Genomic DNA, 14,457 nt, shown 5'->3' on the forward strand with positions numbered 1-14,457 from the left:
CTTAATTAAAATTTGAATCTAACGTTAAATCCAAGGTTACGGGTAGTTGGATAAGAACCTGAAATATATCCTTGACCTAAGTTACCAGAGCTCAAACCATCTTCTGGATCTGCGTATGGAAGGTTCTTGTGGATGATCCACAGGTTTCTACCCACCAGAGAAACATCAATAGATGAGAATGGTTTCAATCTGGCCATCAAACCGGCTGGTAAAGTATAACCTAAAGAAACCTCTCTCAACTTCACGAAGCTAGCATCATAGATATGGTATTCCTGTGGCATGTAGTAGCCTAAAGTACCTTCTCCGTTCTCAATGCGAGTAGTGTTAGGAGTACCGTCTTCGTTCACACCTGGTAAGATAAGTCCACCACCTTCAGTGACTGGTGAGCGGGATGGGTTACCAAGGTCGTTCAACTGAGTGGTTTCCTCATACAGACCGGTTCCATAACCATAGTAGTTATCCAAAGAGAACACATCTCCGCCTTGGCGAACATCTACCAGGAAGTATAAAGAAACACCTTTGTAGTTCAGGGTGTTAGAAACACCACCTCTCCAGTTGGCATTAGGATCACCGATCTCGGTGTTAGGAACGATTTTGTAATGCCCGTTTTCATCCACTACTTTCTGACCGTCTTTGTACTCAAACCCACCACCGCGCAGCATACCGAATGGACGGCCTACTGTTGCGTTGGAAGACATACCTCCCTGGTAAGTAGCCAAAGAGATGTTCTGAACACCTTCATATAATGAAAGAACTTTGTTTCTGTTTCTAGACCAGTTCACATTCATGGTCCAGGAGAAATCATCGTTTTTAACTGGGGTAACAAAGGCAGAAACCTCAATCCCTTTGTTTTCAACCTCTCCTGAGTTCACGAAAGTAGAGTTGTAACCCGTGGCAGTTGAAACACTTACCGGTAAGATCTGGTCAACAGTGTTGGTTTTGTAAACCGACATGTCAAATCCTACTTTTCCTTGAAGGAAGGCCATCTCTAAACCAGCTTCCACACTTTTGGTTCTTTCTGGTTTCAGGTTTTGGTTGTTTTTGGTTCCAACTACAGAGAACAAAGGAATAGATCCCCAGCCGGTTGGCTTGTCATACACATCATAGATAGACAAGGCCGGAGCATCGTTACCTACTTCTGCATAGTTCAAACGCACTTTACCATAGCTCAGCCAAGGCAATGTTTCTTTCAGAGTCTCGGAGAAAACGTAGCTGGTCGCTATGGATGGGTAGTAGAATACATTGTTGCCTGTCAACAAGGTAGTAGACTTATCTCTTCTACCAGTCAGGTCTAAGAAAACGGTCTCTTTGTAACCAACGGTTGCACTTGCAAATACACCATCTACCCCTACTCTTACTTCACTTTCAGTTGGAGCAGTGATTGGGCTCACTGAGTTAGAAAGAGAATACAATCTTGGTACTACCAAGCCACCATTGGTTTGTGCGAAGATGGAGCTTTCATAGTTTCTGCGCATGTTTGCACCAACCAAACCAGATAAGCTTACATCACCACCTGCTACCATTTTGTTGAAGTTAGCGATCAGGTCATAGTTAAACTCTCTTGAAGTTCTGTTGAAACGAGCGTAGTATGGCGTCCCAGTGCTACCAACCGCATTTCTTTCTTCCTGCATCTCATCATAAGAATCCAAAGTGATTCTACCCATCAGGTTAAACCAGTCGGCAAACTTGTAAGTGGCAGACACGTTACCGAAATAACGGTAGCGCTCATCGTTCTCGAAGTTTTCATAACGCACCCAGTAAGGGTTGTCTGAATAGATTGGATTCAGGTTGGTAGCACTACGTGGGTTCCAGGTAATGTTTTGTTTGTTGCGGAAATAAGCGTCTTTCTGCTCTTTCAGGTCAACGTTGGTTTGCCACCACTGTCTGAACTGCTGCATTGGGTTGAATGAGCTATAACCAGTTCCGTAACGACCTAAGCCATTTACTTTGGTAAAGTTCACAGAAGCATTCGTAGTCAACTTTGGCGACACATTATAGGTAGCCGCGAAATTGATCATGTTCTTAGTCAGGTTACTGTTTGGCAGAATACCTTTGTCCTCGTTCCGGGTGAAACCCAGTTTGAAGCTTCCATTATCGTTTCCACCATCTAAAGTGATGCTATTGTTGATTGAAACAGCCTCTTCAAAGAAGTAGTTTGGATCATTTTTAGCACCAATCCAGGGAGTTGCCTGGCGGTACTGAGGAGACGTTGGGTCTAAAGAGTTCCACTGGTAAACCATCAAACTTGGATCAAACGGCGCACCATAAGACGCATCTTCAGTGAAAGGAACTACTAAGTCCATCACACCATCGCCGTTCATGTCACGCTGGTTGAAGTAAGCATCTTCATCCGGGCCGTAGAAAGGACCGTAACCAGCACCATATTGTTTCTGGTATTTAGGAGCGGTGCTCTTGTCAACAAAGCCTACTGTCATACCATTGTTCATGGTAATACCCAGGCCTCTTCTACCTTTTTTGGTAGTGATCATGATCACACCGTTGGCAGCACGGGATCCATAAAGAGCAGTTGCGGCAGCGCCTTTCAGCACACTCATAGACTCAATGTCATCAGGGTTGATGTCAGCGGCAGCGTTACCGTAGTCATAACCACCACGACCAGTTCTTTGGTTTGCAGAGTTGGTGTTGGCGTTGCTGATTGGAACACCGTCAACCACAAACAACGCCTGGTTGTTACCGGTAATTGACTTGGTACCACGCATTACCACGTTGGTAGAACCACCCATGGTGTTGTTTTGCGTAATGTTCAAACCAGCTACTTTACCAGCTAATGAGTTCACTGCGTTGGGGTTACGAGCAACCGTCAAAGCCTCTCCCTGTACCTGCTGCGCAGCATACGGAAGCGAGTTCTTAGTTCTCTCGGCACCCAAAGCAGTTACCACCACTTCTTTTAGTTGTTCTGCATCGGTAGACAATCTAACGTTCACATTTGATTGCGTTCCAATGGCAACTTCCTGGTTGGTGTACCCGATAAACGTAAAAACAAGCGAACCACCACTAGCAGGTACGCTAATAGTGTAACTTCCATTGACATCTGTTGGTACAGCCGTGGTGCTTCCTTTCAATTGGACGGTCACCCCAGGCATTCCTTCGCCTGTGGCTGCATCAGTCACTCTTCCTGTAATAGTCCTATTCTGCGCCGCGGCTTCTTGCAATACCACGGAGAACAGAAAGAGAACCAAAAGTAAGATTTTCTTCATGTTAGGTTGTTGTTAGGTTAAAAATGGATTTTCGATCCCTAATATTACATGATTACTTTAACAGAAACAAGATTTCTGCTACATGTATTAAAAAAGAACATCAATTCTGGATTACCCCCTCAAGGTGGCGCTATCAAGCTGATTAACAAACTTTACTAATTAACTTGATTAAGCTCATTTCAGCGAAAAAAAAGGGATTTGGGCTATACGGATTTATGATAAAAAGGTTGACTGAGAAAATAAATAATTTTAACAACCCTTTTTCACCCTTAATAGAATCATAAAATTTCAACAACTAAGCTTGGCATATTTAAAATACTAACCCCTCATTAGGCAATTCCAAACCCCTACAATTATGTTTTATTTGGTACTTATTCAATATTAGACCGTTTTGTATATATTTTTAGAATTTTTTTTACAAACGTTGGTTTGCTTTTTTATATTAAAAATTCGTATAATTATGTAATAGAATAATTCCTCCCTACCAAACAATTCCCGACACCTATGAAGAATATCAAATTCTAACCTGTTGCTTTTGCCTGAGCTTCAGAAAGAAGCCATAGAACTACCTACTCAATCAAGAGGAAGGACTTGCCTATGCAACCCTTCCTTTTGGTTTTACTTCAAAATCTGTCCCTTCACTTAATTAACATACCCCAAATGTTTACCAAAACCACTTTTATCCATGAAAAAAGGTTTACTTCTCACCATGGTGGTCCTTACCTGCTTTATGAGTCAGGTGTGGGCCCAAGCCGTGACCGTTTCAGGTACGGTGACTTCCGCAGATGATGGAACCCCTCTTCCCGGAGTATCTGTCGTAGTAAAAGGGACACAAATTGGAACATCTACCAGTATAGAGGGAACTTACTCTATTTCGGTACCTACCCCAACTGCTACCCTTGTCTTTAGTTTTATTGGGTATAATGCTATTGAGCGGGCTTTGACTGGAGCCACAACGATCAATGTAGCATTGGTCCCCGACGCCACTCAACTAAGCGAAGTTGTGGTGACCGCATTAGGCATTGAAAGAAGCCGCAACTCCCTCCCCTTCGCCGCTACGCAGTTGGAAGGCTCCACTGTAACTGCGGCCCGAAACCCTAACATGGTGAACTCTCTATCCGGGAAAGTGGCGGGTCTTACCGTTACCCAGACCAACACCTTGGGCGGCTCTGCCAACGTGGTCATCAGGGGTACCAAATCCCTCACCGGCAATAACCAGGCGTTGTTTGTAGTAGACGGGGTACCCATCAGCAACGATGTCGCCAATACCCTTGACCAGAGCACCGGCCGGGGCGGTTTTGACTACGGTAACCCTGCCGCCGACATCAACCCAGATGACATTGAGTCCATGAGCGTGCTGAAAGGCGCCGCCGCCACTGCCCTTTACGGTTCACGGGCCGCTAATGGGGTAATCCTTATCACCACTAAAAAAGGGAAACGCGGTCTTGGAGTAACCCTCAACAATGGCATCACCATTGGCACCATTGACAAATCAACTTTTGCTAAATATCAGAAAGAATACGGGGCTGGTTATGCCGCGGCATGGCTAAGATCTGATGTAAACGGAGACGGCACTCTGGATAATGTGGTACGCATGGGAGACGATGCCTCCTACGGCTTCCCTTTTGACCCTAACTTGTTGGTGTACCAATGGGATGCCTTTGACCCAGCCTCTCCCAACTACAGAAAACCCCGCCCATGGGTAGCTGGCGAACACGGTCCTGAGTATTTCTTTGAAACCGCGGTCTCTTACAACAACAGTATCACCATTGACGGGGGAAATGAAAAAGCCAACTTCAAACTGGGATACAACCGCAATGAAGACAAAGGTATTTTGCCTAACAGCAAGATCACCAAAAACATGGTCAACTTGGCGGGCTCTTTGAACCTGACAGACAAGCTAACCACAAGCGCCGGGGTCAACTTCACCCAACAGGAAGGTTTGGGCCGGTACGGCTCGGGGTATAACTCCATCAACCCCATGCTGGGTTTCCGGCAATGGTTCCAGACCAACGTTGACCTGAAAGAGCAGGAAGAAGCCTATTTCCGAAACCGCCAAACATTACCTGGAACTGGCGGAGCCCCAGTAATCTCACTGCCGCCTACCATGACAACGTGTATTGGAACCGCTATGAAAACTTTGAGAGCGATGAACGCTATCGCACGTTCGGTAATGTAGCCTCTAATTACAAGTTCACCGACTGGCTGAACCTCACCGCCCGTATCTCCCTGGACACCTATGATGAACTACAGGAAGAACGATACGCCGTAGGGAGTACCACCAACGACCAGGACCCCAATTATACCCGGTTTAACAGAACGTTCAGGGAGTTCAACTTTGACTTGTTCGCCAACTTTGACCGCAACTTCACTGAAGATTTCAACATCAGGGGTTTGGTGGGTTTGAACTTGAGAAGGTCCAGACTGAACTCCATCCGCGCATCTACCAGTGGGGGCTTAGTGGTGCCCAGGCTGTATGCCTTGTCCAACTCTTTGAACCTGCTTTCTCCTCCCCTGGAAAGTGAGCAAAGACGCGCGGTGGATGGCATTTTCGCCAACGCCACCTTAGGCTACCGGGAAATGTTGTTCCTGGATTTATCTGCCAGAAGAGACCAGTCCTCCACCCTCCCAAGAGGCAATAATTCCTACTTCTATCCATCCGTGGCGTTGAGTTTTGTCTTCTCTGAAGTTCTCAAACAAGACTGGCTCTCTTATGCTAAGTTACGGGGTAACTATGCCGAGGTAGGCAACGATGCACCCTTCGCGGCCACTGACCGCTACTACAACAAACAGGATGAGGAGATAGATGAGCCTATTGGTAGTTTCGGGGGTATTCCTTTATACTCAGTCCCCAACACCCGTTATAACCCAGGGCTGAAACCAGAAAGAACCAAAAGCTCAGAAATTGGGCTGGAAACGGCCTTCTTAGATAACCGCTTGGGCTTTGAGGTAACGGTGTACAAGTCTAATACCATCAACCAGATTCTGCCGGTTTCTGTGACTGCGTCCACGGGATATTCATTTAAATATGTGAACGCCGGGGAAGTGGAGAACCGCGGTATTGAGACGGCCCTCCGGTTCCAACCAATCAGGAACGATAACTTCACCTGGAACCTGAACCTGAACTGGACCCACAACCGAAACGAAGTGGTAGCGCTGGCCGAAGGCGAAAACATGATCCTGGCAAACTACCAAAGCGGTGTTACCTCCAATGCCGCCGTAGGGCGCCCCTTTGGGATTCTACGTGCCCAGGGCTTTGTTCTCCATGAAAACGGCGGCAGAATGGTAGACGAAGACGGTTTCTATATGCTGTCAGATCCTACCAAAGAGATCGCCAACCCTAACCCAGACTGGCTGGGAGGTATCTCCAACACCTTCACTTTCAAAGGGATTTCCTTGTACTTCCTAATAGACATCCGCAAAGGGGGCGAACTGTTCAGCCTGGATAACTACTACGGATTCGGGACTGGTCTCTACCCAGAGACAGCCGGGCTGAATGACTTGGGCAACCCTTCGCGGCTTCCAATCCTTGAGGGCGGTGGCATCATTTTACCTGGTGTGAAGGAAGACGGCTCACCCAATGACACTAGGATAGAAAACACTGAAGGGGTGCTGGGGTACTATATGCCTAATGAATACCATGTGTACGGAGCCGGATTTGTGAAATTGCGGGAAGCCTCTTTGACCTACACGCTGCCCCAACGGCTCATCTCCAGGCTGAAAGTCTTCAAAGGCATTGATGTGTCTGTGGTAGGACGTAATCTCTGGATCATAGACAAAGATTTGCCTTACTCAGATCCGGAAGCTGGGTTTGGGGCCGGTAACTTAGGTCAGGGTTACCTGAGCGGTGCCTACCCTACTGCCCGTAACGTGGGCTTCAACTTAAGATTCCAATTCTAATGAAGAAGACGATGAAAAAGATATTTCTATACACCATAGCGTCTCTGTTCCTGGCCACCTCTTGCGTAAATGACCTGGACGACGATTACAACTTGGATCCCAAACGGGGCACAGACGTGCCGCCCACTACCCTGGTGAGCAACGCGCAGTTTAACCTAACCAACGTCATCACCACCCCAGACTATAATACCAACGTGTTCCGGTATTATGTGCAGCATTGGGCCGCCGCCCAGTACCCAGATGAGAGCCAGTACAACATCAACACCCGCGAGATCAACCGGTTCTTCTGGACCATTCTCTACCGCGATGTCCTTTCAGACTTACGGGAAGCCAAAAACCTTATCTCGGCCAATGACTTGCTGGCCCCGGACCTGAAAGCCAGCCAATTGGCTTGCATTGAAGTGTTGGAGGTGTACGCCTGGTCCGTTCTGGTGAACACCTACGGTGACATCCCTTATTCCCAGGCTCTAGACATCAACAATGTGCAACCAGTTTATGATGATGATGTCGAGATTTACGATGATCTCTTCACCCGGTTAGATGCCGCTATCAACAGCCTTTCACAGAACCAGGACAATAACGGATTGGGCAACGCTGACTTGTTCTACGGAGGAGACCTGGAGATGTGGCTCAAATTCGCGAACTCACTCAAATTGAGAATGGGCATCACCATTGCCGATGTGAACGAAACCAAAGCCAGGACCGTAGTGGAAGCGGCAGCACCCAATGTGTTCACTTCCAGTGACGAGGATGCCCGCTTGGTTTACACGCCAAATGTCCCAACCGCTAACCCAGTCTATGATGAGTTACGCCAACGGGACGACAACGTGGCCGCCGACACCTTCATTGACGTCCTCGTTGACTTGGAAGACCCTCGGCTGGACGAATTTTTCAGACCGGCCCCAGAAGGGGAAAATGAGGGCAAGTACGTGGGCGGTGTTTACGGAGACCTGAACAACTACGTAGATGTTGCGCAGCCTAGTGACCTTGTGAGGGAGCCAGATGCGCCAGGCATTCTTTTGTCTTACACTGAGGTGGAGTTCCTGTTGGCCGAGGCTGCCCTGCGCGGCTTCAATGTACCCGGCACCGCTGAGCAGCACTACACTGCTGCCATCACTTCCTCTATTGTGAATGACTGGGGCGGCACCCAGGCCGAGGCTACTGCGTACCTGCAACAACCCGAGGTAATGCTAAACACCAGCAACTGGAAACAAAGCATTGGCATGCAGAAATGGATTGCCTTGTACAACCAACCCGTAGAAGGCTGGAAAGAATGGCGACGCCTGGATTATCCGCAATTGGAGGCTCCAGAGTTAGCTCAGTCAGAGATTCCGCTCCGCTTCCCTTATCCGGCTACCGAGCAGAACCTGAACAACGCCAACTACGCGGCAGCCGCTGCGGCCATTGGCGGTGATGTGGTCACCACTAAGGTTTTCTGGGATGTTCAATAACCTCTAAACACCCAGCATACAATTCTCCTTAAGCACCAGGGCTCCGTCTGTCTTTTATAGGCGGGGCTCTGGTGTTTAAATGGATAATGCAATAAGACTTAAAAGAAACGCTTAAGATTTACAGGTACCTACCTATTGGGCTCGGAATTGATCTACTCAAATGCTAGGAGCGGTTTTAAAGCCGTTTTCAGGAAAACACCCCTCAAACACCGCTCTTTTAGAAAGACTCTCCTCAGTTCTACAGACTTTCTCTTCTGAAGCAACCCTGAGGGGGGAAGTTGTGACACAATATCAAAACCTACGGCCCTTACTTAAACAGAATAAATATATCTGCTATTATCCTAATAAACGTTTGTAAATCATTCAGTTAAAAGCAACCCAACTCCCATTAGCAACGTCTTAGGGCATATTAACCATTTCAGTTAAGTTATAAATTAATAAATATTATCTTTTTAGAACTCTTATTAAAAAAATAAAGGAATTAGGTCCATAAACTCTTATCTACCTAAGTCTACCATAAAAACAAAATCTAAATTTTTATTAACTTAATACCTTTCAATGTGTTCTTACTACACCTTCTAACAAAAATCAACATGAAGAAAACCTTACTACTGAGCCTTTTCTTGATGTCTATGCTTCTGACCGAAGCGGTGGCGCAAACAAGGATGATCACAGGAAGAGTGACGGATGCAACCACAGGCGAAGGCATGCCCGGTGTGACCGTCCAACTCAAAGGAACCAGCACTGCTGCGCCTACTGATTTAGATGGAACTTACTCCATCTCTGTGCCAGCAACTGGAGGAACCCTTGTATTCTCTTTTATTGGATATGGTAACAGAGAAATTGCTATAGGAAGCCAATCAACGATAGATGCCCGCTTAACCTCAGACGCACGTGCCCTTACAGAGGTAGTGGTAACCGGGTATGGTACGCAAACCAGGCTGGAGCAAACTGGAGCAGTGTCACAGGTAGGGGGCGCTGAAATTGAGAACATCCCCATGTCTTCTGTAGACAAGGCTCTGCAAGGGCGTGTACCTGGCTTACAGTCAATAGGGGCTTCCGGCCAACCCGGGTCGGCCCAACAGATCCGTATACGGGGGGTGGGTTCCATTACAAGTTCCTCTGCCCCGCTGTTTGTGATTGACGGGGTGCCTATCAACTCCGGTGATTTATCTCGGAACACCACTACAGCTAACGCTTTAGCGGGGATTAACCCAAATGACATTGAAAGTATCAACGTCCTGAAAGATGCTTCAGCGGCCTCTATTTACGGTTCAAGGGCAGCTAATGGGGTAATTGTGATTACCACAAAGAGTGGCAAGGCCGGGAAAACCAGCGTACGCTTTGATGCAGAGTATGGCACGGCCAAACGGGCCTACTACAATGAAAACACCCGCATGCTTACCACCGCCGAAAACTTCGAACTATTTGGCGAAGCGTTGAAAAATGATGGTTACTGGGATTTTTATGAACTAGATGAAACCACCATCGGGCCGTTCATAGAAGAAAATTTCGGTCTGGACCCTAACGTGAACACAGATTGGGAAGACCAAGTAAACCGCACCGGCAGAAGCCAGCAATACAATCTTGCAGTATCCGGCGGAAATGAAAAAACCACCTTCAATATATCAGGGGGTTATTTCAATCAGGAGGGCACCACCCTCAACTCTGAATTTGAAAGGTACTCCGGCGGATTTAACATCAGACACAGTCTCAATGACAAATTGGCTTTTGGCACTAATCTGCTGCTTTCAAATTCCACCCAAACAGGTCCATTAAACAGTGGTTTCTTTGCCAATCCGGTATTAGCAGGTTTATTTTTAATGCCTTCTCTTGACCTTGATGCCGAACCACAAGGCCCTTTCAACCCGTTGCGGTTAGCAGAGCTGGATAAAAATAAAAGCAATATCCTGAAAGCAGTAGGGAGCTTCAACGCAGAATATAAAATCCTGCCAGGTCTCTCCATCACCTCTAAATACGGCATTGACTTTAATAACCTGGAGGAAGACAGCTACAATAACCCATTCTACGGCGATGCAGAATCTGTTGGCGGAAGCGCTACTAGGTATTACACCCGATATTTCAACTGGGTTTGGACTAACTTACTTAACTACACCTTAGACTTCAACCAGGACAATACCTGGGTAGTCAATTTGAAAGGAGGCTATGAGGCGCAAAAATCTAATTTTTACTCCTCCAACGTATACGCAGAAAACATGCCGCTGAACATTGATTTCACGGTACCAACCAATGCGGCCACTCCTATTACCGCCGGCGGTGCTAATGAAGACTACTCTTTTGCTTCTCTCCTTTCTCTGGGTGACATTTCCTACAAAGGCAAATACGTACTGTCTGGCTCCTTCAGGAGGGATGGTTCTTCCAGATTCGGGTCTGAAAACCGGTATGGTAACTTTTGGTCAGTAGGCGCAAGCTGGAACGTTGATCAAGAAGAATTCATGCAAAACTATGACTGGATTAACCAATTAAAACTGAGAACCTCTTACGGGGTGAATGGGAACGCCGGTATCGGGAACTATGACTGGAGAAGAGTTTACTCTTATGCCAGCACCTATGAAGGCTCTGTAGCGGCCACTCCCTCCTCTTTAGGGAATGCGGACCTCACCTGGGAGAAAAACAAACCCTTTGACGTTGGGGTAGATGCCATTTTCTTTGGCAACCGCTTGAGCGTTACAGCAGACTATTACACCAGAACCACTTCTGACCTGTTATTGAACAGGCCGCTTTCATTAACAACCGGTTGGCCCAGCAGGCTGGAGAACATTGGCGCTATGAAAAACAGCGGCTTTGAGCTTGCAGTAACCGGTACCCCGGTGCAGGTAGGTGACTTCAAATGGGATCTGAGCTTTAACATCTCCAGAAACAAAAACGAGATCACTGAGCTGGCGGTAGACAAACAACAGACGGGTGGGTTTATCAGGCAGGTGGGCAAGGACATTTACCAGTTCTATATGCCCCTTTGGGCTGGAGTTGACCCTGAGGATGGCATGCCCACGTGGTACATAGATGAAACACGGTCCGAGACCACCAAAACCTATTCTGAGGCACAATATTCCCTTACCGGAAAGTCTGCTTTACCCAAGGCATTCGGTAGCGTAGGAACCACCTTCACCTATAAAGGCATTACCCTTGATGGATTGTTATACTACAGCTATGGTAATTACATCCAGGACCCTTACTACCAATACCTGAACAGCGGTGGCTGGTACCTGAGCGGCTTCAACCAAAGGGCAACCCAACTTGACAGGTGGCAACAGGAAGGCGACCAAGCCTCCGTGTCTAAGCTTTCCTATGACAACGATTATGGCTTCCGCTACTTCTCAGACAATGAACTGAATAAAGGTGATTTCATTCGTTTAAGAGATGTCACCTTAAGCTATAACATTCCAAGCAGCCTCATTAGTGGGTTAAAGATGACCAACCTGAGGGTTTATGCCAGAGGAACAAACCTGTGGACCTGGGTGGCAGATGAGAACCTGCCCTATGATCCAGAATCTGGTGGAGTTACCGGAACAACGAACTTTGAAATCAATGTCCCTAAAACTATCACCTTTGGCATAAACGTTGGCTTCTAATCTTAAACACAAAGACTTCTAATGAAAAATAAATATAAAATTCTGCTGTTAGCCGCTCTGATCTCAGCGGGTACGCTAAGTTCCTGCGGTGATGAGTTCCTGGACGAATCTCCTTCCACCGGCATAGATGCCGATGTGGCTCTCCGGACCGACAATGATGTACTGAGTGCCTTAAGAGGCGCCTACGGGGGCCTTGCCTCTACCGACTTGTATAGTTTAAATCTTCCTGTTTTAGGCGATATGCTGGCCGACAACCTGTATGTAGCCACATCCAATTCTGGTTATTTCAATTCCTTGTCCAGCTACAATTTCCTGAACAACGGCGAGGAGGTGACAGAAATCTGGTCTGGGGCCTATGATGTCATCAACCGTACCAACGCCATCATAGATTCAAACCCTACGGTCACAGACCAGGAGGCGGTAGATCAATACAAAGGCGAGGCCCATGCCCTAAGAGCCTTGATGTACTTTGAACTGGTGCGGCATTATGCCAGACCCTACAATGAAACCGCCGATGCCTCCCATTTAGGGGTGCCCTTGGTTCTTAAAGCATTCGAGTTCAACGGCCAGCCTAAACGGAATACCGTGGCAGAGGTATATGCCCAGATTCTGTCAGATTTAGAGCTGGCCTATACCCTGATGACACTGGATGAAGGTCCCGTACGCATGTCTAAATATGCTGCCCGCGCTCTGGAAGCAGAGGTTAACCTCTACAAAGGAGACAATGCCCTAGCCTTACAGCAGGCCGAGGAGGTGATCAATGACAGCGGCGTGGAATTGCTGCCCTATGATGCTGTTCTGGATTATTGGGCTGAAACCGATGCCACCAAGTTGCAGGGCCTGGAATCCTTGTTTGAGGTATCGGCTACCCAGACAGAGAATAACGGAGTAGACGAATATGCCTATTATTTCAACCAGGGTGGTTATGGTCAAAACCTAGCTACTCCTAGCCTGTTTGCCCAGTATTCACCAGATGACGTAAGACGCCAACTGATTACCGTAGGCAGAAGAGGAGCGGGTGACAATCCAGCTTACATTGTTACCAAGTACAAAGCTATCTCAGGTGATGCAGAAGATAAAGTGGTCATTCGGATGTCTGAAGTCTACCTGATAGCCGCAGAAGCCGCGTACCGTACGGGGAATGAGGAACTGGCATTAACCTACCTGAACACCTTGGTAGATGAGCGGGAGCCAGATAAAGTATACGCCTCTTCAGGAAACCAACTTCTGGAGGATATCATTACCGAACGCAGAAAAGAGCTGGCTTTTGAGGGAGACAGGTTAGCGACCCTTAACAGGTTGAAGCTGGACATCACAGAAAGAAGAAAAGCTCCCACAACTGTCCCTTACTCAGACTACAAAAGGATTTTACCTATCCCGCGTACTGAAATTACTGCCAACCCCAATATTGATCAAAACCCGCAGTGGGGTGGGTAGATCGTTTTGAAGCCGTTTTTTGAAAAACACCTTCAAAACACCCGGCTAAGATCAATAAGCCCTCGGTTATCTCTGAGGGCTTATTTTCTTTTCAGGAAGCCTCGGAGCCCCTTTACTTTCCTCGGTCATTTAAGGAAACACGGTTGAAAGACGTTTTAAGTTCATATTCTTTAACCACCCTACATGAACCCTAACCGAATCATACTTTTAGTTTTGCTCCTCTTAGCTTTGGCCAACCAGAAAACCACCGCTCAGGTATATTTGGAGGAGGTGAACGGAAGACCTATCCGGATAAACCAATATGTCAATGTGGAGGGATCGCCTTACCTGCTTGATAACTGGAGCAAAGGCACCATGACCCTAACCGATGGGTCTAAGTACAAAGACATTGAACTGAAATACGACATGGTGGAAGGTATTCTGCTTGTGAAGAACAAGCATGGAGTTGTGTTAGAACCTTTGTTGCCAGCCTCTGAATTCAGCCTGGAGGACCCTTTTGCCAAAAGGGTGTTTATCAACGGTTCTACCCTTGAGAAAGACCTGAGTAAAAACCCCTATCTTGAGGTTCTGTCTACCGGAAAAGTAGACCTCCTGAAACGGAACTACAAAGTGATCAGGGAAGAGAAAGCCTACAATTCGGCCTCCATCACAAAGAGATTTGTGGAGCTTTCAACCTATTTTATCAAAAAAGGCGATAAACTGATTAAGGTCAAAAACGATGCTAAATCAGTCCTTGCCGTTCTAGGAACAAACCAAGACGTCTTAAAAGAATATATCTCGGCTAACAAACTAAACCTGAAAGAAGACGAAGACCTGGTGAAGCTCTTTGCCTTTTACAGCACACTCTAAATTGGCCAA

7 protein-coding genes are annotated in these 14,457 nt (G+C 47.0%); 6 read left to right on the top strand and 1 reads right to left on the bottom strand.

What is annotated here, in order from left to right:
- Window positions 1–5: 5 nt before the first annotated feature.
- A complete protein-coding gene (locus EFB08_RS13665) occupies window positions 6–3,218 on the bottom strand; it encodes a SusC/RagA family TonB-linked outer membrane protein (protein ID WP_123127512.1) in 3,213 nt (1,070 codons plus the stop codon).
- A 685-nt stretch (window positions 3,219–3,903) separates the two neighbouring features.
- Here EFB08_RS13665 and EFB08_RS23985 point away from each other — a divergent pair.
- The 6 genes from EFB08_RS23985 (at window position 3,904) to EFB08_RS13690 (ending at window position 14,448) form a co-directional block, all read left to right on the top strand.
- The gene (locus EFB08_RS23985) at window positions 3,904–5,397 is read left to right on the top strand and encodes a carboxypeptidase-like regulatory domain-containing protein (protein WP_317125601.1); all 1,494 of its coding nucleotides are present in this window, start codon (window positions 3,904–3,906) and stop codon (window positions 5,395–5,397) included.
- Entirely contained in the window at window positions 5,334–7,118 is a 1,785-nt protein-coding gene (locus tag EFB08_RS23990) for an outer membrane beta-barrel protein (protein WP_317125602.1), read from the top strand. Before EFB08_RS23985 ends, EFB08_RS23990 begins: the two co-directional genes overlap by 64 nt.
- Window positions 7,119–7,129: 11 nt before the next feature.
- Window positions 7,130–8,569 carry a SusD/RagB family nutrient-binding outer membrane lipoprotein gene (locus EFB08_RS13675; RefSeq protein WP_123127954.1) on the top strand — a complete coding sequence of 480 codons (1,440 nt, stop codon included), beginning with the start codon at window positions 7,130–7,132 and terminating at the stop codon, window positions 8,567–8,569.
- Between the two features lie 593 nt (window positions 8,570–9,162).
- Window positions 9,163–12,162, top strand: coding sequence for a SusC/RagA family TonB-linked outer membrane protein (locus EFB08_RS13680; protein ID WP_123127513.1), 3,000 nt, complete (start codon window positions 9,163–9,165; stop codon window positions 12,160–12,162).
- Between the two features lie 21 nt (window positions 12,163–12,183).
- Window positions 12,184–13,599, top strand: coding sequence for a RagB/SusD family nutrient uptake outer membrane protein (locus EFB08_RS13685; protein WP_123127514.1), 1,416 nt, complete (start codon window positions 12,184–12,186; stop codon window positions 13,597–13,599).
- Window positions 13,600–13,782: 183 nt separating this feature from the next.
- A complete protein-coding gene (locus EFB08_RS13690) occupies window positions 13,783–14,448 on the top strand; it encodes a hypothetical protein (RefSeq protein WP_123127515.1) in 666 nt (221 codons plus the stop codon).
- The last annotated feature ends 9 nt before the right edge of the window (window positions 14,449–14,457 follow it).

It is taken from the genome of Rufibacter latericius (assembly GCF_003721515.1).
In the GTDB taxonomy this organism is placed as follows: domain Bacteria; phylum Bacteroidota; class Bacteroidia; order Cytophagales; family Hymenobacteraceae; genus Nibribacter; species Nibribacter latericius.